Raw genomic sequence first — 23,096 nt, 5'->3', positions numbered from 1 at the left:
CTAACGGAAACTTCCATCGGTGGGAAGCATGGCGCTCTACGAGGAAACGCTGACGAGCCGGGCCTTTCAGGCTCTAATGGTAATCCCTCTCCTCTCCTTGCTTGTCGGCCTCTACGCCACCTACCAGGTGGGCGAGGGCTTTGAGATAATGCTCGCGGCACTTGCGGTCACTGTTCTGGTGCTCCTTGAAGTTATGGGACTGCGCGTGAGGATTTACGAGGAGGGAATCGTCATCAGCGGCCTCATAGGGCTCTTCCTCAGGAAGACGATACCACTTCAAGATGTTGAGTGGTTCGCCGTCAGGGAGGGCTGGGGGAGCTGTCCCGCGAAGATGCACTTCAACTACCCAGCAAAGGCGTGCGTTTACCTCAAGAGGCGCGACAAATGGGACGTCTCATTCTCCACCAACAGGCCGGAGGAAATTAGGGCAGTCCTCCAGTCCCTCGGCATTCCACGAGGAGCTTAGTCCCCTTAACGTCCGCAACCCTAACCCGCTCCCCTCTCTTCACCGTTCCTGTGATGCACTCGGCCCGCCAGAGTTCGCCGTCGAGCTTAACGAGGCCCTCCGGGGAGAGGTCTTCAACGACAACTGCTTCCCGGCCTATCAGGGCCTCTGCCCCGGTCTGCGGCTTCTTCTCAAGCCCGCCTTTGAGCACGTACGGCGCTATCAGGACGTCTTTAATCAGGAGGATTCCCAGAACGAGTCCAACCACTGGAAAAGGAACATCTAACCCCGCTGAAGGGAGGACAGCGAGCAGGACTACTGCCACCACTATCTCGTCCGCCAGCAGTGCAATCAGCTTGAGGGCCCTTTTCAGGACTCCCTGCCCTCCAGCCATCTCCACCCCTCGTTCACTTCGATTATACCCCACCAGCGCTTCAGCTCCTTTCTCGCGGCCGCGTAGTCGGGATAGAACCGCCCCACGAGCGCCCAGAACTCCCTAGAGTGGTTGAGGTGTCTCAGATGGGCCAGCTCGTGGATTACAACGTACTCGATTAGCCTCTCCGGCAGTGCGAGAAGGCGGAGGTTGAAGCTGAGGTTTCTCCGGCTTGAGCAACTCGCCCATTTGGTTCTCTGGTTCCTGATGTACACCTTTCCGGGTGAGACCCCCATCATGACCGAGTAGACGGCAACGAGAGGGGTTATCTTAACCCTTAAGAGGTTTTTCAGGGCTTTTACGGCCAGTTCGCGCCTGGCGGGGACCCTGAGCGTTCCGTCTCGGATTTCAACTTCCCTGACATCTCCTTGCTCCAGCCGGTAGAACTCCCCGAAAAGCGGAAAGCCCCTTGAAGACTCTCTCCTGAGCTCTTCAAGCTCCCGCAACCTGCTCTGAAGCCATCTCTCGTGTTTTTTCAGGAATGCGTCAACGTCAAAGCCCCTCGGCGCGGTAACCACGACCCTGCCGCCGGGTCTGAGCTCAAGCCTCGCGTAGCGGACGGGCCTGTAGCGAACCTCGACTTCCATCGTATCACCTTTTAAGGTCTGGTTCCGATATGGGCTTATGAAAGTTAGGGTCATAAAACGGAGGGCCAAGTCCCTATACACCCGCTCCAGGATTCCGGGCGTCTCGTGGAGCGTGAACCAGTACGTCGGCTGTGCCTTCGCCTGCGGGTACTGCTACGCCAAGTTCATAGCTAAGTGGAAGGACTACGGAAAGTGGGGGAGCTGGGTTGAGGCCAAGACAAACGCGCCCGAGTTAGCGAGAAAGCACGTTTCTGGGAGCGTCGTGATGTCCACGGTTAGCGATCCGTACCAGCCGATTGAGGCCGAGCTAAAGCTCACGAGGAGGGTTCTGAGGTATATGGACAAGAGGAATGAACTCTCGATACTCACCAAATCGCCGCTGGTGACCAGGGATATTGACATTTTCAGGGAGTTCCGGAAGATAGAGGTTGGTCTCACGATAAACGGCTTCACAGGAAGGGAGAAGAGGCTGTTTGAACCGCTTACACCCGTCCACTAGGCAAGGATAAACGCCCTCAAGGAGCTCCATGAGGCCGGGCTGAAGACCTACGCCTTCGTTAGCCCGATAATTCCAGGGGTTACGGACGTCTCGGCCATATTCGAGGACACGAGGAGCTTTGCGGACCACTACTTCTTCGAGGTGCTCAACCTCCGCGCGGCCGGAAGGAAGTTCCAGGAGCTTCTCCGCGATGAATATCCAGAAAGCTACGAGGTTCTAACCAACGAGGAGGCCTTTAAAGAGTTCCTGTGGGGGCTGAAGAAGGAGATAAAATCCCTGAACGTGAGGACAGCGGGAATAGAGACCCACCAGAAGGGCTGGGAGTTCGTTGAGGTGTGAATTCACTGACGTCTCCTTGAACCACCGCTATGACCGGAGAGTTCACGTTCGTCCCGGTCGGCCCTGTCTTAAGGAGCGCGCCGGCCCTTTCCAGCGCGGTGGTTCTAGTCCCCTCGACCAGTTATTTCTCCCCCCGCGTCTGCACTGGAGGAGAATAAGACGGCTGTTCTTTAATAAGTTTGTGGAAAAATAAAGAAGGTCAATCGAGCATCGCCAGTATCTTGTCCACCTCGTTTGATATCTCGACGTCGAAGAGATGTATGGTCGGCAGGAGCCACCAGAGGCGGTAGTTGTGGGTTTTATCTTCTTCTCCATAGTACTGGAAGACGAACCTTCCAAAGCCTGTCATGTCGCGGTGGACGTCCCTGACTGCCCTGAGGACGCGTCTAACTTTCGGTGGGTACTCATCGAACGGCAGTGGGATGCCCTTAACAAAGACCCTGTCCTTGAAGAAGTCCGTTGTGAGGCCAACGCTTCCGACGTGCTTTTCGAGCTGGTTGAACTTCTTGGCAGTCCAGAAGCGGTGCAGGATTAGCCTCGGGTCCTCCTTGGCGAGCGGGTAGTTGCCTTCCTCCGTGTCGAGCCAGAACTCAAGGTATGGCTGGCCGCGCTCGATGACTATTCTCGCAAGGAGCCTCGCGTCCTTTGGAATCTCCTGTTGGGTCTCGCTGATGTAGTACTCCCTGCCCTTCTCGGTGTAGGTCTCGCCCTCCTCGTGAGTTCCGGTTCTTGAGACGAAATATGCTTCCCTTCCGTCTATCGTCCCGAGGTGCAGGTCATAACCCCACGCTTTCAGGTCTTTGAACCGGAACCTTCTCTCCGCCGGAACGACTCCAGTGTTCTCGACTATGTAGTATCCCTCAAGCATTTTTTCACCCTAAGTAAATAAAAGGGTGAAGCTTTTAAGCTTTTTTGTCCTCGATTATGAGCTCAACTACAACCTCCGTTTCCGGGTTCTTGAGCAGCTCAACGAGTTCCCTACTTATGTCTTTGGCGGCTTTGTTCGCTCTTATAGCGAGAGTTCTACCGTCTACGTAGTCGCTTTTCCTTATGACCATCGAAATTGGGCTCTCAAGCTTTAAGTCCGGGTTCCCCTGTGCGATAAGCTCGTCGGCAATGTCTCCGGCACGTATAACTACCCTCAGCTTCGCACCCTTCCTGAGGGTCTCTTTGAAGTCCTCGCTTAGGTCGCTCAGAGCTTTATCGGCTGAAACACAGATGATGCAGTCCCCTCTTGGTGTTAAGAAGTCCTCCCTCGTTATTTCGAGCGTTGAGCGGTGCGTTGCCTTCACGTTTTCATGTCCCCTGCAGCGAATTATTTCCCGTAGCATGGGTTGAGCTTTTTTGTTCCTCTATAAAACACTTGGGTTTTTGAGGGGGTAGGAAAACTTTTAAAAGATGCCTTTGATTTGAGATACGGCCAAGAGTTCAGGCTAGAGGTGATGGGAATGGGGAACATAAAGCAGACCTTTATCAAGAGGACCGCTCGCGAGCTCTTTGACAGGTACCCGGACAAGTTCACCAGGGACTTTGAGCACAACAAGAAGATGGTTCAGGAGCTCACCAACGTCACGAGCAAGACCATCAGGAACAGGATTGCTGGCTACATAACCAGGCTCGTGAGAATGAAGGAAGAGGGCAAGATACTTTAATGCTGGCCCTCTTTATTCTCTACCATCCGCTTCCTAAAAGTCGTTCAGGTCTTCTACTATCTTTCTTGGAAGCCTTGAGCTGAACTCACGCATGAGCTTCTCGAACTCCCTTTCGTCTTCCTGGGCTACCCTTCTGAGGAGGTTCTCAATGTAAGTCTCCACCAGCAGTCTGACCTCTTCGAGCTCCTGCTTTGTCCTCATGACCTCATCAACGCGCCTCTCTATCTCGCTGAGGAACTGGAGGAGCTCGTTTATCTTCCTCTCCACAGGCTCCGTTGATTTTATGAGCTCTCTAGCCTGGGTGTACTCAGCCGTCTGCCTCGGCTTCTTGGGCTCGTACATCTCCGTGCCGAACGTGTAGGGCGTCAGGAGCACCTCAAGCCTGAAGCCGCGCTTTATGGTGTAGTACTTCCTTGGGCGCCCCCTGGGTATCTTCTCAGTCCTGCCCTCGATTAGTCCAGCCCTTTCGAGGATTCTCAGGTGTTCAAGGACGGCTTTCTGTCCTACCCCAAGCTCCTGACTTAGTTCACTGACGAAGTACGGCCGCTTGGTGAGGAGGATAAGAATCCTCCGCCGAGTCTCATTCCCAAGGATATCGAGCAGTTTTCCCATCTCGCCCCACTCCATACTCTCACCCCCTTTATCTAACCATAGGTTAGTAAAAATCCTTAAAACATTTTCTATCTCATTGTCAAAAAAAGGTGAAGTTTAAAAATTCATCTTTACACAAGAGTCGCGTAATGGTGGATGCAGTCTTTGGTTGAGTTTCTAACATCTAAACAGGCAACGAGGCTTCTTGGTTTTATCACTCTTCAGAACCTCCACGTCTGTGAAAGTTTTGCAGGATGCAAAATGAGTTAAAAACGGAGAAATAAAGCTCATCAAACCGGAGTGACGTGGCCCCACTTCTCGAGGGCACGGGCGAGCTCTTTGTGAGTCTTGGCGTACTCGTCGAGTGGAATGCCCTTCATGATGGCGTCTATCGCTTGCCTGACGGCCATAGCGCCTGCCCTCGGTCCGTCCGGGTGACCCATGGTTCCACCGCCGAGCTGGAGGACGATGTCCTTTCCGAGGGCCTCTATGACCGGCTGAATGTTGCCTGGGTGAAGGCCACCTGAGCTCGTCGGGAAGACTGGCTTAATGTGGTAGAACTTCTGCTCCATGTGGAAGACGTCATTCTCGTCCGGAACGTAGTGGTCTTCAGTGATTATCCTCTTGTACTGAATGACCTCCCACTTCTCGCCCTCCATCTTGCCCGCGCCGGCGGTTCCAATGTGGAGCTGGTCAACGCCTATGACGCGGTAGAGCTTCGCCAGGACGAACATCGAGATGCCGTGGTAGGGGTTCCTAGCGAAGGCCGTGTGCATGGCCCTGTGGGCGTGGAGAGCAATGCCGTAGTCCTCAGCGAGCTCCCTTACGTAGTCGAGGACGCCCCAACCAAGGACAACGACGTCAATCATCGCGTGCGGGACTCCGTAGTCCGCGAGTATCTCAAGCCTCCTCTCAAGCTCCAGTATCGGCGCTGTAATGTTGGCGAACCAGGTCTTCTTCTCGCCGGTCTCGTTCTCGGCCTTTTCCATCGCCTTCGTGACGACCTTGACCCTATCCTCGAAGCGGTTGTACCAGGGGCTGGTGAGGTTCTCATCGTCCTTGAGGTAGTCAGCGCCGCCCATAAAGAGATCGAGGGCGAGCTGGTAAAGCTCCTCCGGAGAATAGCCGACCTTCGGCTTTGGAACGACACCGTAGAGGGGCCTGTTGTATATCCCCAGCTTCTTTCTAACGCCCTCGATACCGAAGTTTGGACCGGGGTAGTTGCGGAGGAACTTCTCGGGAAGGTATATGTCCTCCAAGCGGAGCCACTCGACGCGCTTCATTCCAAAGACGTTGCCCGCTACGCTCGCGAGGAAGCCGGGCATGTTCCCGTCCTCAAACGCGTGAACTGGGTAAGCTATCTTCACTATCCAGCTGCCGTCGCCCATGTCGTGGAAGTCATAGGCCTTGGCTGAGAGGTCGGCCCAGCGCTCCTGCTCGTACCACGGGTATAGGGTTGTCCACGTTCCGGTTGAGCTCTCCGCGGCAACCGCACCCGCGGCCGCTTCGATGCTGTAGCCCTCAGCGGGGGTCACGCGGAAAACGGCTATGATGTCCCTCTTCTTGTTCGGCTCGTAGTCCTTGTCCACGTAGTAGTCGTATATCTTGTCGAACTTCTCCACCATCTGCAACACCTCCTTGGTAACTATAGTGTTCTATCGCTGACTATAAAAATCCTACTGGTGAATTTTGGGGATTGATGGTCGTATCTTTACATGTGTGCTGGACATGTTTGGAGGTTTCAAACCCCTTCATTTGGCTTTTGGGGCGTTTTCCGTTCTTTCCCCAATCTTCCTCTGAAGGTTGCCGTTTTGGCTTAGGTTGGTGTTAAGCCGTATGGGGTTGAAGTTCTCGACTATTAACTGAAATCACACCCATAGGCCCGGTCAGGAGGCTCCTTTTCCGAAAGGTTTATATAGCTCTTTGTTCTTAGAATAGAATGCAGAAACCTGCAAAACAGAAAGTAGGAGGTGTTGTGAATGGCTGAGCTTCCAATTGCCCCGGTTGACAGGCTTATAAGGAAGGCCGGCGCCGCCCGCGTCAGCGAGGAGGCAGCGAAGGTCCTCGCCGAGCACCTTGAGGAGAAGGCCCTTGAGATCGCCAAGAAGGCCGTTGCCCTTGCCCAGCACGCCGGCAGGAAGACCGTCAAGGCCGAGGACATCAAGCTCGCTATCAAGAGCTGATGGCCTTTTTCTTTCCTGTTCCTCTTTTACCAGAGCTTTACCCTTCTGACGCTGGGTTCTTCTTCTGGTCTCAGGAGGACAAAACCGGCCTCGTCCCACCTTGGGAACGTCGGTGAACCCGGATTCAGAAGGTAGACCCTTCTTCCGTAGACACTGAAGGAATCGAAGTAGAAGCGGTGCGTGTGCCCGAAGACGAGCAGGTCAACACCCATGTCGAGGGCCTTGAGCGTCAGGAACTGGGCGTTTAGCGAGAGGAGCTGGTGGCCGTGAATCAGGCCTATTCTGAGCTTTTCGATCTCGACGGTCTCTTCCTCCGGGAGGCCGAGGTGGTCAACGTTTCCCCTGACTGCTATGACGGGAGCTATCTCTTCGAGGGCCTCAAGAACTGAAGGGGAAGTTATGTCGCCCGCGTGGAGTATAAGCTCCGGACGGGCCTTTTTCAGCTTATCCAAAAGGGGAACAGGAAGGGCCTTTGCCTTGTCCCCCACGTGGGTATCGCTTAAAACTGCTATCGCGGTCATATCGGCACGTTTATACCAAGCTTCTCGACGAGTTCCTTATACCTGTTCCTTACGGTGACCTCGGTGACGTGTGCAACCTCAGCCACTTCACGCTGGGTCTTCTTCTCACCCTCGAGGAGGGAGGCAATGTAAAGGGCTGCGGCGGCAAGTCCTGTCGGGCCTTTTCCGCTGGTTATTCCGCGCTTTATGGCCTCACGCAGGATTTTCTTTGCCCTCTCCTTTGTCTTCGAGCTGACGCCGAGGGCGTCGCCAAAGCGGTCCACGTACTCTATCGGGCTCGTTGGCCGGAGGTTCAGGTTGAGTCCCCTGGCCATGAAGCGGTAGCTCCTCCCGATCTCCTTCTTGGAGACCTTGGAAACCGCCGCAATCTCGTCGAGTGTTCTTGGGATGCCCTCCATCCTGCAGGCGGCATAGAGAGCGGCGGAAACCATGCCCTCTATCGAGCGGCCGCGGATTAGCTTCTTCATGACGGCCTTTCTGTAGAGGGAAGCCGCGACCTCCTTGACGCGCCTCGGAAGGCGCATCTGCGCGGCCATCCTGTCGAGCTCACTCAGCGCGAACGCGAGGTTTCTCTCGGCGGCGTCGTTTATGCGCATCCTTCTCTGCCACATGCGGAGCCTTCTCATCTTGTTCCGGTACATGCCGGTAATCTGGTTGCCGTGTATGTCCTTGTCGCGCCAGTCTATGTCGGTCGAGAGGCCCTTGTCGTGTATCATCAGCGTCATCGGCGCGCCGGTTCTCGCTCTACGTGCCCTCTGGTCCGGGTCAAAGGCCCTCCACTCCGGCCCCTCATCGACCACGTTCTCCTCGATGACGTAGCCACATTTGGCGCAGACTATCTCCCCCCTCCTGGGGTCGTATATGAACTCGGTTGACCCGCACACGGGACAAACCCTTTTCGGAGTAATCGTTCTCACCCCCTTCTCCTGGGGGCGGGGCGAGAACGCTTGGGCCCCTTAGAGCCCTTGAACTTTGCCCTATTTCTTTTTCCTGACCTCTTTTCTTTCTTTCTCTTGTCCACGTACAGAAGAGCGCCAACGTATCTCTCGGGGTTCTTAACGCGCGGTTTAACAGCAACATAGGGGTAATCAACGGGACCAAAAACATCCTTAACAATGCCTACCGGTCTCAAATCCTTGTCAACGACGGGCTCGTTGAGCGATGGAACCCAGTTCGTCCTGACTATGAGGAAGCCCTGCTTTGCGTAGTGAGAAACCTTTCCTAAGCGCTTCATAGCCCCACCCCAAAACGACATCTCCTTTTAAACTTTTCGCTTTTTCCCCTTAAAAGCCTTTCGGTAGTTTAGGAAAGGTTTTTAATGTCCACTCACAAAAAGTATAAGATTGGGACGGGGAAAGATGAAGTGCCTTGTCGTCGGCCACGTCGTCAGGGATTTGATAAGGCGCGGTTCAAAAATCGAGGAGAGGCTCGGTGGCGGTGCCTACTACTCCGCTCTGGCACTTTCGCGCTTCTGCGACGTTGAGATTCTCACAAGCTTTTCTCAGCTCCCTAAGGAGTGGGTTGAGGAGCTCCGCTCCATTGGAAGGCTGGAAGTGCTTCCGTCTGAGGAGACTACCTCGTACGAACTCAACTACCTGGACTCCAACAGGAGGGAGCTGAGGCTGATTTCACACGCTTCCCCCATTACAGAACTCCCGGCCTGGAAGTACGATGCCATAATTCTCAACCCCGTTGCCAACGAGATTCCCGAGGACATCGTGAGGGAAGCACTGAACAGGGCAAAGCTCGTCTCCGCAGACCTCCAGGGGTTTATACGCTCCCCTCGGCCCGGCCCGGTGGAGCTAATCAGGAGGGACTGCTCTTTTCTTAAAGGGCTCAGCGTCCTCCACGCAGACATCGCTGAGCTCCCCTACGCGAAGGTAAGCCCGAACTCCGTGGAGTCCCTGCTACTCACCGACGGCCCCAACCCCGGAAAAGCGTACCTGCGCGGCAGGCCCTACCGCTTCGTTCCGCTGAAGGTTGAGGTCGGTGAATCAACGGGTGCTGGGGACGTCTTTCTCGGAGCTTTCACTGGTTTCTACCTGGAATGCCCCTTCATACAGTCCCTCAAAAGGGCAGCTGCCTTCACGGCCCTGTTCCTCAAGCACCGCTCGGTGGAGTTTGAGCTGGACGAAGTGAGCGAGCTCGCCAGGAAAGTGACCGTTGAAGCTTTAAGTGAGTGAGCCCAAAGAAGGACGACCGATGATGAAACGTCAGCACGCTGAACGCTGATGAGAAGGGACTTCCCTGAGGTGAAAAAGATGGACCGTTACGTTCTGCTTGTCAAGGCCCCCAAGGGGGCCGACATAACCCAGTTCCGCGAGGAAGCGAAGCTTCTTGCCGAAAAGCACGGCCTGAAGGCCGAACTCCACAGGTGCATAGGCCTGACCGTGGATGGGGTAATCCTCTACAAAGGCGGCGTCGTCCTCATAAAGCGGAAGAACGAGCCCTTCAAAGACCACTACGCCCTTCCTGGTGGGTTCGTTGAGTACGGCGAGACCGTTGAGGAGGCCCTGAAGAGGGAGATGAAGGAGGAGACCGGCCTCGACGTCAGAATCCTCAGACTTGTGGGCGTTTACTCAGATCCGAACAGGGATCCAAGGGGCCACACCGTTTCAGTTGCCTTCCTCTGCCTTGGAGAGGGCGAGCTTAAAGCTGGAGACGACGCCAAAGAGGTTCACGTTGTCCCCATCGGGGAGGCTGGGAAACTCCCGCTGGCGTTTGACCACGCAAAGATTCTGCGGGACGCGCTCCATCCAAAGGATTGCTGGTGATGGCTGTGAAGCTCGAATACCCCTCCTTCGGGAGGATAATCGTTGATGGGAAAACCTACGAGCACGACATCGTAGTATACCCGAGCGGGAAAGTTGAAAAGCGGAAGAAGTGGCTCAGCAAGTCCAAACACGGCACCAGCCACAAGCTCGACCCCGACGAGCTGAAGGAGTACCTCACGGAGGACTTTGACGTCCTTATCGTTGGCACCGGCTACTATGGTTACCTCTCGCTCCTGCCGGAAAGTAGAGAGCTGGTCAAAGGAAAGGAAGTCTACGGGCTCCCGACGGGAAAGGCTGTTGAGCTTTTCAACGAGCTGAACGGAAAAAGAAAGGTGCTGGGAATCTTCCACGTCACTTGCTGAGGTGACAGAGTAGCTTTTGCCCTTGTGATAATTTAGAAGGGCAGTTTGCTCTCTAAGTACTCCCCTTTTTCTCTAGGTGCGCCCTCTTGACTTCAAGGACTCCTGAGTAGTTGCACTCGCTCCACTTCTTTTCCACTTCATCGAAAACTATCTTAGCTTTGAAGAACGGCGCGTCCCTCACGAAAGTTTCAAACTCACCTCCTTCTCCGGCCACGTGGACTTTGTACCTCTCGTGGAGCCTTACCAGCTCTTCCAGGGCCTTCCCGTCTATCTTCCTCCCGAGCCAGCCCTTGTCCAGGCCGTAGGCCGAGACACCAACCATCACGATGTCGAAGATTTCGATCAGCTCGCGCATGTAGTCAACCGGGTCTCGGTGCCATGCTGGGGCGAAGCTCTCGATACCGAGCTCTTCCGCTACCCTGTCAACGCGCCTCTTCTGATACTCGCTGGCCAGAGCCCCGGCAACAACGCCGTCAATTTTCAGGCCCTCGAGGACGGCCTTCAGATCCTTGACTTCCTTCTCCTTCTCGCCGCTCGTGAACCCCTTGACGAGCGGGATTCCTATCGCCCTCGCCTGGAGTTCCGTGAGGTGAATGTTTGGCACGTGGTACATGTAGCTCTCATCGCTCTCGCTGACCATCGAGACGAGATATTTGACTTCAAAACCCTGCTTTAGGGCCCAATAGAAGGCATAGTTTGAGTCCTTTCCGCCAGAGTACAAGACCGCAACTCGCATTTCCACCACCGAAATCTTTAAATTACTGGAAGTTAATTTAACTTTGGTTCTCTCAGTAGGGCCACAGAAAAGGGCCTTAAAAAGGTGGTGCCAATGACCTCAAAGACGGCAGTGGTTCTCGCGGCCGGCCTTGGAACGAGGATGGGCGGGAAGCCCAAGGGACTTATTAGAGTTGCAGGAAGGGAGATTCTGTACAGGACTATCTACCTTCTCCAAAAGAACGGCGTTGAGAGGTTTGTAATCGTAACGAACGAAGGGTATGCAGGACTTTACAGGGAGTTCATAGAGAAACACGGCTTCAACGCCGAGCTGGTGATAAACCCTGAGCCAGAGAAGGGCAACGGGCACTCCCTTCACCTCGCCAGGGAACACGTCTCGGGAAGGTTCGTGCTCGTGATGAGCGACCACGTCTACGGCGAGGAGTTCGTCGCGGAAGCAGTGGAAGGGAACGGCCTCATAGCCGACAGAAGGCCGAGATGGGCCGACGTGGGCGAGGCCACCAAGGTGAAGGTCATGGACGGCAGAGTTGAGGATATAGGCAAGTCTCTCAGAGAGTGGGATGCAGTGGATACTGGCTTCTTCGTCCTCGATGAGAGCATCTTTGAGGTAACGGCAGAACTTGAGCGTGAACGGAACGGCGACTATCCCCTCAGTGAGGTCGTGAAAAGGGCAAGGCTCCCTGTGACTTTCGTGGACGGCCTTCCCTGGACTGATGTTGATACCCCGTCTGATGTCAAAAGGGCCAGAAAAATGCTCGTTAAGAGCGCCCCCAAGGGAATCGGGGACGGCTTTATCAGCCGGCACATCAACAGGAAGCTCTCCACCGAGATAAGCTACCTCCTCGCGGAGAAAGTGACTCCAAACCAGATGACGGCCGTCACGTTTGCAGTCGGAATTCTCTCGGCAGTCCTCACGTTAATCAACCTTCCGCTGGCGGGGGTTCTCTACCAGCTCAGCTCAATCCTCGACGGCGTTGACGGCGAGCTCGCGAGGGCCCAGCTGAGGGCCAGCAGGCTCGGTGGTTACATTGACTCTATCCTCGACCGCTACGTTGACGGAACCTTCCTGGCCCTGCTGGCGTATTCGACTCTCCGCGAGCCCCTCTGGTATCTCGTGGCGCTTGTAGCGCTCCTCGGCTCGGTGATGGTGAGCTACTCGACCGAGAGGTTCAAGGGGGCCTTCTGCAGGGACGCTTACATGGAAGTCCCCGGCCTCAGGAAGCTTCCGGGCAAAAGGGACGAGCGCATATTCCTCACGATGCTCTTTCTGCTGTATCCAGTGGAGGTCTCAGTCAAAGCGCTGTTCGCGCTCTTGGCCTTACTCACCAACCTCCGCGTTGGGGTGACCCTCTATATTATAGCCAGAAAAGTTTCGTAACCAAAAACTATTTAACTGCCATAAAATATCTTAAAACAACAAAAAGGAGGTGGAGGAGATGGTGAAGGTTGTCATACTCGGACAGGGATACGTTGCCAGCATTTTTGCGAGCGGCCTTGAGAAAATAAAGGCCGGGAAGATGGAGCCGTACGGCGTCCCCCTCGCTGACGAGCTCCCGATTAAGATTAAGGACATCGAAATCGTCGGTTCCTACGACGTTGACAAGGCGAAGGTCGGAAAGGACCTCTACGAGGTCGTTAAGGCCTACGACCCCGAGGCGCCGGAGAGCCTCAAGGGCATCACCATCAGAAAGGGAGTCCACCTCAGAAGCCTCAGGAACCTCCCGCTCGAAGCCACTGGCCTTGAGGACGAGATGACCCTCAAGGAGGCCGTTGAGCACCTCGTTAGCGAGTGGAAGGAGCTCGGCGCCGAGGGCTTCATAAACGTCTGCACCACCGAGGCCTTCGTGCCCTTTGGAAACAAGGAGGAGCTTGAGAAGGCCATCGCAGAGGACAACAGGGACAGGCTTACCGCTACCCAGGTCTACGCCTACGCGGTTGCCCAGTACGCCAAGGAGGTCGGCGGAGCGGCTTTCGTCAACGCCATACCAACCCTCATAGCCAACGACCCTGCCTTCGTTGAGCTCGCTAAGGAGAGCAACATGGTCATCTTCGGTGACGACGGCGCCACCGGTGCGACCCCGCTGACAGCTGACATACTCAGCCACCTCGCCCAGAGGAACCGCTATGTCCTCGACATAGCCCAGTTCAACATCGGTGGAAACCAGGACTTCCTCGCTCTCACCGACAAGGAGAGGAACAAGAGCAAGGAGTTCACCAAGAGCTCCATCGTCAAGGACCTCCTCGGCTACGATGCACCCCACTACATCAAGCCCACCGGCTTCCTTGAGCCGCTCGGCGACAAGAAGTTCATCGCCATGCACATCGAGTACGTCTCATTCAACGGCGCCCACGACGAGCTTGTCATCACCGGCAGGATAAACGACAGCCCGGCACTCGCGGGCCTGCTCGTTGACCTCGCGAGGCTTGGAAAGATAGCCCTCGAAAAGAAGGCCTTCGGAACCGTTTATGAGGTCAATGCCTTCTACATGAAGAACCCCGGCCCCAAGGAGATGCCCAACATCCCGCGCATCATTGCCCACGAGAAGATGCGCACCTGGGCCGGGCTCAAGCCGAGATGGCTCTGACGGCAAGCTTTTAACTCCTTTTTCCCTACTCTTCTCGGTGGGTGAGAATGAGCTGGAAGAGGGGAGCGTATCCTGAGTTCACGATTGAAGACGCGGTCGCGGTTCTGTACCTGATGAAAAATCCTGTTGGAAGAAAGACGATTTCGGAGCTTCTCGGCCTTGGCGAAGGAAGCGTCAGGACGCTTTTGAGAAAGCTTTCGAAGATGAACCTTATTGAGTCCTCTCAGAGGGGCCACACCCTCAGCGAAGAGGGAAGGGAGCTCGTGGAGAGGCTCTCGAAGTCCTTCTCCGAAGTCCACGCCGTTGGCAGAGTCGAAGGCTACCCTGCTTATGCCATCGTCGTGAGGAATCCCCCTGAATTCAAGAGTATTGAGCTCCGCGACGAGGCCATAAGGTTCTTCGCAAAGGGTGCAATGATTCTCGTAGTTAAAAACGGGGAGGTAGTTTTTCCAGAAGACGGCAGGCCCCTAAGAGAGACTATGTCAGAGCTCGCCGAGAGACTCTCGGTTCTGAGGTTCGAAGAAGGAGACATGGTCGTAGTCACGTGGGCTGAAAACCCAGCCGATGCGATGAAGAGCGCCTACCACGTGGCGGTTTTCCTTAAGGACGTCCCCGATGAGATAAAGTCCCTCGTGAGGTGACGAAATGAGCGGGAATAACGAGAGCAGGCTAATCCTTGCCCTGGACGTCTACGAGCGTGAGAGGGCGCTTAAAATAGCGGAGCAAACGGCCGAGTACCTCTGGGCGATTAAGGTGAACTGGCCGCTCATAATCGGCTCGGGCCTGGGAATCGTCACGGAGCTCAAAGATGCAACAGGTCTTCCGATTATAGCCGACCTCAAGCTCGCTGACATTCCAAACACCAACAGGCTGATAGCGAGCAGGGTCTTTGAGGCCGGTGCGGACTACATAATAGCGCACGGCTTCGTCGGTAGCGACAGCGTTCGGGCTGTTATGGAGCTCGGGAAGACGATAATCGTCGTCGAGATGAGCCACCCCGGAGCGAAGGAGTTTATTCAGCCCGCTACCGACAAGCTGGTGGAACTCGCCAACAGGCTTGAGCCCTTCGGCGTCATAGCACCCGCCACGAGACCCGAGAGGGTTGCCTACATACGCTCAAGGCTTAATAGCGAAGTCAAAATCCTAACCCCTGGAGTTGGCGCCCAGGGTGGAAAGGCGGGCGAGGTTTTAAAGGCCGGTGCCGACTACATCATCGTGGGGCGTTCAATCTACGCGAGCGAGAACCCGAGGGAGAGCGCGAGAAGGCTTTACGAAGAGACCATGGAGGTGTGAGGATGGAGCTGAAGGTCAAGCACCCCCTCAGCAAGAAGGAGGTAAAGGCCATAATCCGCGAGATGGCCGAGATTTTCGGCGAGGAGATAGCCGAGAAGATGCTGAGCAAGAAGGACCGCGTTGAGGTCGCTGAATTCGACAAGACCACAGAAATCCTCCTTGTCAACGGAAAGCCCTTCTTCATACGGAGGAAGGGCCTGATTTTCCCGCTCGTCATAGCGCTCTACGAGCTGTCCAACGAAGAAGACCTGAGGAAGTGGCCGAGGCGCGTCGTCGTTGATGAAGGGGCAGTTCCGTACATCATCAACGGCGCCGACGTCATGGCCGCGGGCATAGTTGACGCCGATGAGAACATCAAGGAAGGGGATTTCGTCTTCGTTGTTGAGGAGAACTATGGGAGACCCCTCGCCATCGGGATAGCCCTGATGAGCGGCAAGGCGATGAAGGAGAAGCCTAAGGGCAAGGCAGTTAAGAACATCCACCACGCCAAGGACAAGATTTGGAACGTCACGGTGGGCTAAAATGGGGGAACCTGGGGAAGAGAAGGAGAAAATCCGTGTTCTTGTTGGGGGAGTTTTTGATATCCTCCACGTCGGCCACATTCATTTTTTGAGCAAGGCAAAGAGCCTTGGGGACGAGCTGGTGGTCATAGTCGCCCATGACGAGACCGTCAGGAGACAGAAGCGCCGTGAGCCCGTAAACCCCGCCGAAGACAGGGCCGAGCTCCTGAAGGCAATTAGATACGTTGACGAGGTCTACATAGGCTCTCCTGGTGGGATAGACTTCGAGCTCGTGAAGCGGATAAACCCCGACGTTATAGCAATTGGCCCGGACCAGAACTTCAACTGCGAGAAGCTCAAGGAGGAGCTCAGGAAGCACGGGATAAACGCTGAGGTAATACGGATTCCTTACCTCTACAAGAGCGACAGGGCGAAGACGAGCAAGATAATAAGAAGAATAATCGAGGAGTTCTGCGAGTGATCGGGGCTTATTTTACCTTTTGATTTGACCTTAGGGGTGGGGCCCTAAGGTTTTAGCTTTGCAAGGTAATCGCGCAGGAACTCCGGGTCTTCCCTTTTGACGGCGCTTAGAAGCTCCTCGAACTTCTTCTCCCCGAGGGCGAGGCGGAGGTAGTAGTAGAGATTAACCGCGTCCTCGACGATGGCGCTCTGCCTCCTTCCTTCCTCGGCGTAGAGCTGGATTAGCTTCATGTTCATGTCCCTGCTTACGTAGAGGGTCTTCTGCATCTTCTCCTTCTTCAGGCTCTGCTCCTTCCTGGACTTTGCCTTGGTCGGCTTTGTGAGCTCATCTACCGAGCCATCAAAGAGCTTGGGAATTTTATCCTTCGGCAATCTCAACCACCTCTTTCGCGAGCTTTTGAAAGGCTTTCGCGGCGCGGTTCTGGGGCTCAAACTCAAATATGCTCTTGCCCTCGCTCTGCGCCTTTTCCAGGGCTATTGCCTTTGGAATCGTAGTCAGTATCGGTGCATCTGGGTAGGTCTCCTTGAGCTCCTTGAGGCGGAGCTTTGGAACCTTTGTCTGCTTCGTGAACTTGTTGGGAACGAGTCCGAGAAGCTTGAGGTTCTCGTTGGTCTCCTCGCGAATCATCCTCATGAGGTTGAACATCAGCTGCATTCCTATGACGCCGAAGTAGCTCAGCTCCAGAGGTATGAGCACGTAGTCCGAGGCGGTGAGGGAGTTAACGAGGAATATCCCCATGCTCGGCGGGTTGTCTATTAGGACGTAGTCGTAGTCCGGCAGAACGGGCAGGAGGGCCTTTTCGAGCCTCCTTTCCCGGTTGTAGGCGTTGATAATCTCAATCTCCCTGGCGGACAGGTTGAGGTGGCTGGGCACGAGGTCGAGGTTCTCCTGGATATGGACAAGGCTCTCCTCGATTTCGCTCTCCCTCGTCATCAGCGTACCGACGTTCCTGTCCCCGTACTCAAGAACCTTCATGCCGATCAGGCCAAACGTAAGGTTGAACTGGGGGTCTATGTCAACGAGCAGGACTCTTTTGCCCATGTCTGCTAGGGCGTAGCCGAGGTTCATCGTCAGGGTCGTCTTCCCGACTCCCCCCTTCTGATTGGCAACGCTGATTACCACTGCCATGGTTTTCACCCTATGAGTTAAAAAGAGTTAGTCAGGAAAGGTCTTCGAAGTCGTCGAAGACCCTGCTCACATAGGGCGGAAGCCCTGCCTTCGACTCTTCTCTCCTCGCTATCGTCTTGTAGAGCTTGTCCTCAAATGATGAACCGAATTCCCTCTTTGGCTTCGCTGGAAGGAGCGACTCCTTCGGTGCGAGCTGGAGTGCGGTTTCACCACCGAGGATGTGCGGGCTCTTGACGCCGGTCATTATCACCATGGCCCTGACCATCTTGCCCATGTCCTCGTCAATCCTCGCTCCCCACTTGATTTCGCTCTTCTCTCCGAGCTTCTCGTAGACGATGTTCATTGCTTCGTTAATCTCTCCAAGGCTGACGTCCGGGCCGACTGTGAAGTGGACGAGGGCCTTTTCACCGCTTCCATACTCAACGTCGAGGAGCTTGTTCTGGAGGGCGTTCTTAACGGCATCAACGGCCCTGTTGCTCGAATCGCTCTCGCCGATTCCTATAAGGGCGGCTCCACCGTTCTTCATGACGCTGTAAACGTCCGCGAAGTCAATGTTCACCATAGACGGGAGCTTTATGGTCTCGGTTATTCCCTTGACCATCCTCGCTATTATCTCGTCGGCAAAGCGGAAAGCGGCGTTTATCGGGAGCTTTGGAACGAGCTGGAGGAGTTTGTCGTTCTCGATTATCACAACGGTATCGGAGTAGTAGAGGAGGGCCTTTATACCGGCCTTTGCCTTCTCTTCCCTCAGGCGCCCTTCGTTCTTAAACGGGAACGTTACGACGCTGACAACAAGCGGCTCGCGGAAGCGTCCGTTGTGCCTTGCGCGCTCCTTTATGACCCTTGCGACAACAGGAGCGGCACCGGTTCCGGTTCCGTTACCCATTCCGGCGGTTATGAACACGAGGTCAGCGTCGCCGATGGTCTCGGCGATTTCATGAGCGCTCGCCTCTGCCGCGCGGTAGCCGGTCTCGGGGTCACCGCCAGAGCCCTTTCCCTGTGTTATCTCCTTGCCAAGGAGGAGCTTTTTGTGGGCCTTAGCGTGCTTCAGCGCCTGGGCATCGGTGTTCATGGCTATAAGCTCTGCCCCCTGGACGCCAAGTTCGTATAGGCGGGTTATTGTGTTGTTACCGGAGCCACCAACACCGACAATAACAATCCTTATCAGGTCTTCATCATCGTCCATGATATTCTCTTCCATCTTAGGCCTCTTCGGCTCGTCGTCAAGGTCTATCTTTATCCCCGCCTGTTCAAGCAGCTTAAACACCATTGCCCCAACCCCCAATCTTAAATGTGGGCTGATTTTTTGCTTATTTGAAACCTTATTCAAGTGTCTTATTTGATAATATAGTCCGGCGTTGAGCGGTTTTCAGTATCGAGGTGGTACAGTTCTTTTTTCAGAAGCTCACGAATGGCCTCCCTGATGACTTCACTCCTGTTAGGATACACACCCTTCTTAACAAGCTGGTCCATAGCGTTTATAAGGCCCTGCGGAAGCTGGACACTGATGATTCTCATTCTGCTCATCGCTGCACCACCACGTCCATTAAGCCGCTGTGATAGTTGTAGTGCTTAATTAGTTAAATACTTTATGCTTCCATGTTAATACTAGAATATTATCTTTTTCAAAAATTTTTTGAAAAACCCTTTTAAAGCGGGAGTCTGAACGGAAAGACGGGGGTTCAGAAATGATTCCTGTAACAGATGGAGTCTTTATCACGAGGGTCTCAGTCCAAAACGTTGAAGAAATTGTCCCCTATCTCGGAGCGGACGTTCAGCTTGTTAATATTCCATGTTGGAAGGCCGTCGCTTTTGCCTCACTGCTGGCCATAAGGGCCTTTGAGCGGGGTACTAACCACGCGAAGACGCTTGGGGGGGAACTGCTCCTCAGGCTGGCCGGAGTGCTCCAGATTAGGGACGCTATTCGGGAAGTGGGTGCAAAGCCCGGCGAGAACTACCTCGTGGTCTTCGGTGGCGAGGCCAAGGCGAGAGAACTCCTCGACAAACTTGGGCTCAAAGAGCTTCCCCTTGACGAGTGTCCCGATGGGGCCGTGAAAACTTTTTTTGAAAAATCAGCTCTGGTCGAAGTTTTGTAGGTACGAATTGCCTTTTTCCGTCTTCAATTGAGGATAAATTTATATACTGTCTCCCTACACCCCGCAGTGCCCGGGGGGATGTTAGATGCGCTACAAGAAAAGGAAATACTTCCTTGCCGGAAGGATAAACATAATTCAGCGCTCGAAGATTAGGGAACTCTTCGAGAAGGCCTCGAAGATGGAGAACGTTATTTCTCTCGGAATTGGTGAGCCTGACTTTGATACTCCTGATGTCATTAAAGACGCCGCGAAGAGGGCCCTCGACGAGGGTTACACCCACTACACGCCCAATGCAGGCATCCCGGAGTTTAGGGAGGCAATAGCGGAATACTACAAGGACTTTTACAAGGTTGATGTTGAGGTTGACAACATCCTCGTCACCGCCGGCGCTTACGAGGCCACTTATCTCGCCTTCCAGAGCATCCTTGAGCAGGGCGACGACGTTATCATCCCCGACCCCGCCTTCGTCTGCTATGTGGAAGACGCCAAGATAGCCGAGGCGGGCATCATAAGGATTCCTCTCCGTGAGGAGTACAAGTTCCGCATCAACCCCGATGAACTCGTTGAGGCCATCACCAAGAGGACGAGGATGATTGTCATCAACTATCCGAACAACCCGACCGGAGCCGTCATGAACAAGTCCACCGTTAAGGCCATCGCCGACATAGCCCAGGACTACAACATCTACATTCTCAGCGACGAACCCTACGAGCACTTCCTCTACGAGGGGGCGAAGCACTACCCAATGATTAAGTACGCCCCGGACAACACGATACTGGCCAACTCCTTCTCAAAGACCTTTGCCATGACCGGCTGGAGGCTCGGCTTTGCCATAGCGCCCAAGCAGGTAATCAGGGACATGATAAAGCTCCACGCCTACGTCGTTGGAAACGTCACGTCCTTCATCCAGATAGCGGGAATAACTGCCCTTCGCGACAAGAGGAGCTGGGAAGCCGTTGAGACCATGAGGAGGGTTTACGACGAGAGGAGGAAGCTCGTCCTCAAGTACCTCAACGAGATGCCCCACATACAGCCCTTCAAGCCCAAGGGTGCCTTCTACATCTGGGCCAAGATTGACCCGGAGCTCGACATGAGCAGCGAGGACTTCGCGAACTGGCTCCTTGACAACGCCCGTGTGGTCGTCATCCCCGGAACTGCCTTCGGAAAGCAGGGCGAGGGATGGGTCAGGATAAGCTACGCAACGGAGAAGGAGAAGCTCATCGAGGCGATGGAGAGAATGAAGGAGGCCCTCTCCAAGCTGTGAGGTGGTAAATTAATGCAGGAGCTACTCGCAGTCTTTATCTCCATCTTTTTGGCGGAGCTGGGTGACAAAACACAGCTGGCGACGATAGCCTTCGCCTCTAAGTATGGGTGGAAAACAGCTTTTCTCGGTGCGGTCTTCGGTCTCGCCGCCGTCAACCTCATCGGCGCCCTGCTCGGCGATAAGCTCGGGGACGTTCTCCCCGTGGAGTTTATACACAAAGGCGCTGGGGTGCTCTTCATAGTGTTTGGTGCCCTGATGCTGCTTGGAAAACTCTAAGGAGGGTCGGATATGGACAAAAGGTGGTCAACGGTATTGATTAACACCCTTCTAGTTGCTTCAGGCTTTGGGACGATGCACATGCTTGAGAAATTCAAGGGTGCGGTTTTGATGCACTACGGCATCACGGAGGCGATGATGGGCTACCAGCAGACGGCCTACGTTGTCGGCCTCTTCGTCGCTTTCCTCCTCGGTGGGACGAGCCTCTTCAAGGGCTCTTTTAAGAGGAGTGTTGCCTTGATAGTGAGCTTTGCCGCGATTCCTCAGTTCCTGATCCCGTTCATGCCTAACTGGTGGGGTGTCGTTGCACTCCGCTTCTTCCAGGGATTCATAGTTGCTTTGATAGCTGTATTCAGCAACCAGATTGCCAGGCTCTTTGTGGCCGAGAGGCCCTTCGCCAAGGGCATAATCCTATCTGGAATCTTCTGGGGTGGAATCTACGGTATAAACCTGGCCAAGTGGGCCGGCGGCAGTGATGCGAGCTGGTCGTCGGTTACTCAGGCCTTCCTAATCTCCGCCGTCCTCATGTACGTCATGCTCGCCATATGGTGGCTCTTCGTCGAGGATTTTGAAATTCCCAAGGAGGAGCACTCGTCCAAGGCCAACGTCTGGAAGATTCCCTTCACGTGGGTCTTCGGCTTCACGTTCTTCCCTGCCCTGTGGGTTGTCTTCACCCTGGGCTCCTTCACGCTTCACAACGTCCACTTCAGCGACGACCAAGTGGCGAACCTCGTCATGACCCTTGAGGTCTCGATGGCCCTCTGGTCGATAATCATGGGCTACCTCGGCTACCGCCTCTCCCTTAAGAACACGAGCAACCGCGGCCTGTTCAAGGCCATCGTCAGCGTTATGACCCTCTCCTACGCGGTGACCTTCGTGGGCCTCTTCATTCTCTGGAGAGCCATAAGCGCAAACGATTACACGCTGGCGCTCCTCGGAATCGCGATAACTGGAATCGTTCAGGGAACGGGCCCGGCGTTCTGGACCACCGCTCCGGCGGCGTACCCGAAAGAAATCTACCCGGAGGCCAGCTTTGCCCTCGGGCTCATCTCGAACTCGGCCAACGCCGTCGCACCCAACGTCATGTTCGTCCTCGTGAAGAGCGTCACGACCGGGATGGTCATCTACATCGGCATGACCCTGCTTGGAATACTCCTTCTCCTTGTTTCGAGCAGGATGAAGCTCCCGATCGAGGAGCTCTCTTAGCTCCTTTTTCTTATCACGTGGATGTCCCTGACCAAGCGGTGCCTCTCCTCGTAGTCGAGGTGCCTCGACAGAACCTCGAAGCCTAGTTTCCTGAGCCACTTCCGGTCTTTCCGGTAGATGCTCCCGTCCCTCAGTCTATACGCCGGAAAGACGAAGACCACCCTACCGTTCCTCTTCAGGACGTCCGAGAAGCTCTCGAAGACCGAAAAGTACAGCCTGTCCAGTTCGTTGGCGAGCTTTATCGCCTCTCCCCTGCCCGGGTTCCTCTTCAGGGGCTTCCCGAGGTAGGGCTCGGTAACTATGGCATCAAACCTCTCGCGGAAACAGCGCTTCAGCTTCCTTGCGTCGCAGACCTCTATCCTTGCCGAGTTCTTGAGCCTGAACTCCCGCCTGAGCCACTCGATGTTCCGCCTCGCTTCCCTCACCCTTTCAGGGTCTCTGTCGCTCCCGTAGGCAGGCAGTCCCTGGAGGACGAACTCCTGAAGGACAGTTCCAATGCCGCAGAAGGGGTCAAGGAAGAGGCCCTTCCTCACCTCGGTGAGGTTCACCATTATCCGGGCAAGCCTCGGCGGAATAGAGAGGATTGGCCTCTGAACTGGTCTTTCCACGTCGAGTTTCTTCAGCTCGAAGGGGTCGGTAACCTTAACCGTCTCGCCCACGAGAAAGCTTCCGTCGTCCCTGAACAGGAAGACCACGTCCTTTGTCTCCGGAAAGCCCTTCAGGATTAGCTCGGCCGGCATGGAATAGACCTTGGCCGGCTTGAAGAACTTGGCTGGCCCCTTCTTCTTGAACTCCTTCTTAACGGTGCTTCCAAGCTTTCTCCAGAGCTTCCAGTCGTCCTTTCCATAAAGGCTGACTGTGAAAAGTTTCGCGTATTCGAGGTCTTTTATCGCCTCTTCCCCCTCGCCGACGATTCTGACCAGCTTGAGAGAACCGCCGAGCCAGCGGAAGTGCCTCTCTATTGAAGGCTTTGACTCGAAAACAATCCAGTTTTTTCCTTCCTCGATAGGTTTGACCCTTAGCCCGAAGCGCCTCGCGAATGAGTAGAACTCTGCCCTTCCAAGCTCGGGGTTTTTGCCCAGTATCATGCCATACATGGAATTGCGCTGTGAGTAAGCTTTTAAAAAACTTCCGCGTAAGATATGC

Annotated in this window: 31 protein-coding genes and 1 pseudogene; 17 read left to right on the top strand and 15 right to left on the bottom strand. The window is 54.8% G+C overall.

Annotated elements, in window-relative coordinates:
* The first annotated feature begins 28 nt into the window (after positions 1–28).
* The gene (locus tag TEU_RS00275) at positions 29–466 is read left to right on the top strand and encodes a hypothetical protein (protein WP_050001876.1); all 438 of its coding nucleotides are present in this window, start codon (positions 29–31) and stop codon (positions 464–466) included.
* On the opposite strand, the gene TEU_RS00270 is transcribed toward TEU_RS00275, so the two are convergent.
* A complete protein-coding gene (locus TEU_RS00270) occupies positions 423–839 on the bottom strand; it encodes an NfeD family protein (RefSeq protein ID WP_050001875.1) in 417 nt (138 codons plus the stop codon). The genes TEU_RS00275 and TEU_RS00270 overlap by 44 nt on opposite strands.
* On the bottom strand, positions 815–1,465 hold the full coding sequence (locus TEU_RS00265; RefSeq protein ID WP_050001874.1) for a M48 family metallopeptidase: 651 nt from the start codon (positions 1,463–1,465) through the stop codon (positions 815–817). The genes TEU_RS00270 and TEU_RS00265 overlap by 25 nt, the downstream gene beginning before the upstream one ends.
* 37 nt (positions 1,466–1,502) lie before the next feature.
* Between TEU_RS00265 and TEU_RS00260 the strand changes: the two are divergent.
* Positions 1,503–2,303: pseudogene (locus TEU_RS00260) on the top strand (radical SAM protein).
* 199 nt (positions 2,304–2,502) lie between these two features.
* On the opposite strand, the gene TEU_RS00255 reads toward TEU_RS00260, so the two are convergent.
* Both TEU_RS00255 and TEU_RS00250 read right to left on the bottom strand, forming a co-directional pair.
* Positions 2,503–3,171: a TIGR00703 family protein gene (locus TEU_RS00255; RefSeq protein ID WP_050001873.1), complete on the bottom strand. Its 669-nt coding sequence runs from the start codon at positions 3,169–3,171 to the stop codon at positions 2,503–2,505.
* Between the two features lie 34 nt (positions 3,172–3,205).
* On the bottom strand, positions 3,206–3,634 hold the full coding sequence (locus tag TEU_RS00250; protein ID WP_050001872.1) for a DUF371 domain-containing protein: 429 nt from the start codon (positions 3,632–3,634) through the stop codon (positions 3,206–3,208).
* A gap of 117 nt (positions 3,635–3,751) precedes the next feature.
* Here TEU_RS00250 and TEU_RS00245 point away from each other — a divergent pair, with 117 nt between their 5' ends.
* Positions 3,752–3,955, top strand: a complete 204-nt coding sequence (locus TEU_RS00245) for a 30S ribosomal protein S17e (protein ID WP_042691737.1) — start codon at positions 3,752–3,754, stop codon at positions 3,953–3,955.
* A 33-nt stretch (positions 3,956–3,988) separates the two neighbouring features.
* Here TEU_RS00245 and TEU_RS00240 read toward each other — a convergent pair whose 3' ends face one another.
* Entirely contained in the window at positions 3,989–4,582 is a 594-nt protein-coding gene (locus tag TEU_RS00240) for an ArsR/SmtB family transcription factor (RefSeq protein WP_050001871.1), read from the bottom strand.
* Positions 4,583–4,836: 254 nt separating this feature from the next.
* Entirely contained in the window at positions 4,837–6,171 is a 1,335-nt protein-coding gene (gene rbcL, locus TEU_RS00235) for a type III ribulose-bisphosphate carboxylase (protein ID WP_050001870.1), read from the bottom strand.
* 354 nt (positions 6,172–6,525) lie between these two features.
* Between rbcL and hpkB the strand changes: the two genes are divergently transcribed.
* Positions 6,526–6,729, top strand: a complete 204-nt coding sequence (gene hpkB / locus TEU_RS00230; RefSeq protein ID WP_011251239.1) for an archaeal histone HpkB — start codon at positions 6,526–6,528, stop codon at positions 6,727–6,729.
* Positions 6,730–6,755: 26 nt separating this feature from the next.
* On the opposite strand, the gene TEU_RS00225 is transcribed toward hpkB, so the two are convergent.
* Genes TEU_RS00225 through TEU_RS00215 form a run of 3 tightly spaced genes read right to left on the bottom strand, consistent with a single transcriptional unit; the run spans position 6,756 to position 8,484 of the window.
* The gene (locus TEU_RS00225) at positions 6,756–7,250 is read right to left on the bottom strand and encodes a metallophosphoesterase (protein ID WP_050001869.1); all 495 of its coding nucleotides are present in this window, start codon (positions 7,248–7,250) and stop codon (positions 6,756–6,758) included.
* On the bottom strand, positions 7,247–8,158 hold the full coding sequence (locus tag TEU_RS00220; RefSeq protein ID WP_050003899.1) for a transcription initiation factor IIB: 912 nt from the start codon (positions 8,156–8,158) through the stop codon (positions 7,247–7,249). Before TEU_RS00220 ends, TEU_RS00225 begins: the two co-directional genes overlap by 4 nt.
* Positions 8,159–8,163: 5 nt before the next feature.
* Positions 8,164–8,484 (bottom strand): Gar1/Naf1 family protein, encoded by a 321-nt coding sequence (locus tag TEU_RS00215; protein ID WP_050001868.1) that lies wholly within the window; start codon positions 8,482–8,484, stop codon positions 8,164–8,166.
* A gap of 109 nt (positions 8,485–8,593) precedes the next feature.
* On the opposite strand from TEU_RS00215, the gene TEU_RS00210 reads away from it, so the two are divergent.
* The 3 genes from TEU_RS00210 (at position 8,594) to TEU_RS00200 (ending at position 10,386) form a co-directional block, all read left to right on the top strand.
* Entirely contained in the window at positions 8,594–9,433 is an 840-nt protein-coding gene (locus TEU_RS00210) for a carbohydrate kinase family protein (RefSeq protein WP_320407203.1), read from the top strand.
* 78 nt (positions 9,434–9,511) lie between these two features.
* The gene (locus TEU_RS00205) at positions 9,512–10,024 is read left to right on the top strand and encodes an NUDIX domain-containing protein (RefSeq protein ID WP_050003898.1); all 513 of its coding nucleotides are present in this window, start codon (positions 9,512–9,514) and stop codon (positions 10,022–10,024) included.
* Positions 10,025–10,029: 5 nt separating this feature from the next.
* Positions 10,030–10,386 (top strand): Mth938-like domain-containing protein, encoded by a 357-nt coding sequence (locus tag TEU_RS00200; protein ID WP_050001866.1) that lies wholly within the window; start codon positions 10,030–10,032, stop codon positions 10,384–10,386.
* Between the two features lie 52 nt (positions 10,387–10,438).
* On the opposite strand, the gene TEU_RS00195 is transcribed toward TEU_RS00200, so the two are convergent.
* Complete coding sequence (locus tag TEU_RS00195; protein ID WP_050001865.1) at positions 10,439–11,122, bottom strand: diphthine--ammonia ligase; 684 nt, start codon at positions 11,120–11,122, stop codon at positions 10,439–10,441.
* Between the two features lie 93 nt (positions 11,123–11,215).
* On the opposite strand from TEU_RS00195, the gene TEU_RS00190 reads away from it, so the two are divergent.
* The 6 genes from TEU_RS00190 to TEU_RS00165 are packed head-to-tail and all read left to right on the top strand — an operon-like array spanning position 11,216 to position 15,980.
* Entirely contained in the window at positions 11,216–12,499 is a 1,284-nt protein-coding gene (locus TEU_RS00190) for a bifunctional L-myo-inositol-1-phosphate cytidylyltransferase/CDP-L-myo-inositol myo-inositolphosphotransferase (RefSeq protein ID WP_050001864.1), read from the top strand.
* Between the two features lie 58 nt (positions 12,500–12,557).
* On the top strand, positions 12,558–13,706 hold the full coding sequence (locus tag TEU_RS00185) for an inositol-3-phosphate synthase (protein WP_050001863.1): 1,149 nt from the start codon (positions 12,558–12,560) through the stop codon (positions 13,704–13,706).
* Between the two features lie 47 nt (positions 13,707–13,753).
* The gene (locus tag TEU_RS00180) at positions 13,754–14,347 is read left to right on the top strand and encodes a DUF4443 domain-containing protein (protein WP_050001862.1); all 594 of its coding nucleotides are present in this window, start codon (positions 13,754–13,756) and stop codon (positions 14,345–14,347) included.
* Between the two features lie 4 nt (positions 14,348–14,351).
* Positions 14,352–14,999 carry an orotidine-5'-phosphate decarboxylase gene (pyrF, locus tag TEU_RS00175; RefSeq protein WP_050001861.1) on the top strand — a complete coding sequence of 216 codons (648 nt, stop codon included), beginning with the start codon at positions 14,352–14,354 and terminating at the stop codon, positions 14,997–14,999.
* A gap of 2 nt (positions 15,000–15,001) precedes the next feature.
* The gene (locus tag TEU_RS00170; RefSeq protein WP_050001860.1) at positions 15,002–15,520 is read left to right on the top strand and encodes an RNA-binding protein; all 519 of its coding nucleotides are present in this window, start codon (positions 15,002–15,004) and stop codon (positions 15,518–15,520) included.
* Between the two features lies 1 nt (position 15,521).
* Positions 15,522–15,980: an adenylyltransferase/cytidyltransferase family protein gene (locus TEU_RS00165; RefSeq protein WP_050001859.1), complete on the top strand. Its 459-nt coding sequence runs from the start codon at positions 15,522–15,524 to the stop codon at positions 15,978–15,980.
* 44 nt (positions 15,981–16,024) lie between these two features.
* Here TEU_RS00165 and TEU_RS00160 read toward each other — a convergent pair whose 3' ends face one another.
* From TEU_RS00160 to TEU_RS00145, 4 genes are all read right to left on the bottom strand, one after another.
* Complete coding sequence (locus TEU_RS00160; protein WP_050001858.1) at positions 16,025–16,351, bottom strand: hypothetical protein; 327 nt, start codon at positions 16,349–16,351, stop codon at positions 16,025–16,027.
* Positions 16,338–17,108 (bottom strand): ParA family protein, encoded by a 771-nt coding sequence (locus TEU_RS00155; RefSeq protein WP_050001857.1) that lies wholly within the window; start codon positions 17,106–17,108, stop codon positions 16,338–16,340. Before TEU_RS00155 ends, TEU_RS00160 begins: the two co-directional genes overlap by 14 nt.
* Positions 17,109–17,139: 31 nt before the next feature.
* Complete coding sequence (gene ftsZ, locus TEU_RS00150; protein WP_050001856.1) at positions 17,140–18,378, bottom strand: cell division protein FtsZ; 1,239 nt, start codon at positions 18,376–18,378, stop codon at positions 17,140–17,142.
* Between the two features lie 65 nt (positions 18,379–18,443).
* On the bottom strand, positions 18,444–18,635 hold the full coding sequence (locus TEU_RS00145; RefSeq protein WP_050001855.1) for a ribbon-helix-helix domain-containing protein: 192 nt from the start codon (positions 18,633–18,635) through the stop codon (positions 18,444–18,446).
* A gap of 161 nt (positions 18,636–18,796) precedes the next feature.
* On the opposite strand from TEU_RS00145, the gene cgi121 reads away from it, so the two are divergent.
* The 4 genes from cgi121 to TEU_RS00125 all read left to right on the top strand — a co-directional run bounded on the left by cgi121 (position 18,797) and on the right by TEU_RS00125 (position 21,950).
* A complete protein-coding gene (cgi121, locus tag TEU_RS00140) occupies positions 18,797–19,204 on the top strand; it encodes a KEOPS complex subunit Cgi121 (RefSeq protein WP_050001854.1) in 408 nt (135 codons plus the stop codon).
* 85 nt (positions 19,205–19,289) lie between these two features.
* On the top strand, positions 19,290–20,468 hold the full coding sequence (locus TEU_RS00135; RefSeq protein ID WP_050001853.1) for a pyridoxal phosphate-dependent aminotransferase: 1,179 nt from the start codon (positions 19,290–19,292) through the stop codon (positions 20,466–20,468).
* Positions 20,469–20,480: 12 nt separating this feature from the next.
* A complete protein-coding gene (locus tag TEU_RS00130) occupies positions 20,481–20,744 on the top strand; it encodes a TMEM165/GDT1 family protein (protein ID WP_050001852.1) in 264 nt (87 codons plus the stop codon).
* A gap of 12 nt (positions 20,745–20,756) precedes the next feature.
* Positions 20,757–21,950, top strand: coding sequence for an MFS transporter (locus tag TEU_RS00125; RefSeq protein ID WP_050001851.1), 1,194 nt, complete (start codon positions 20,757–20,759; stop codon positions 21,948–21,950).
* On the opposite strand, the gene TEU_RS00120 is transcribed toward TEU_RS00125, so the two are convergent.
* Entirely contained in the window at positions 21,947–23,047 is a 1,101-nt protein-coding gene (locus TEU_RS00120; protein WP_050001850.1) for a TRM11 family SAM-dependent methyltransferase, read from the bottom strand. The two genes, TEU_RS00125 and TEU_RS00120, sit on opposite strands and share 4 nt — an antisense overlap.
* Positions 23,048–23,096: the final 49 nt, after the last annotated feature.

The sequence above is a fragment of the Thermococcus eurythermalis genome (genome assembly GCF_000769655.1).
In the GTDB taxonomy this organism is placed as follows: domain Archaea; phylum Methanobacteriota_B; class Thermococci; order Thermococcales; family Thermococcaceae; genus Thermococcus; species Thermococcus eurythermalis.
Note: the sequence above shows the minus strand (reverse complement) of the source record. Positions and strands in the feature narration are given on the sequence as shown.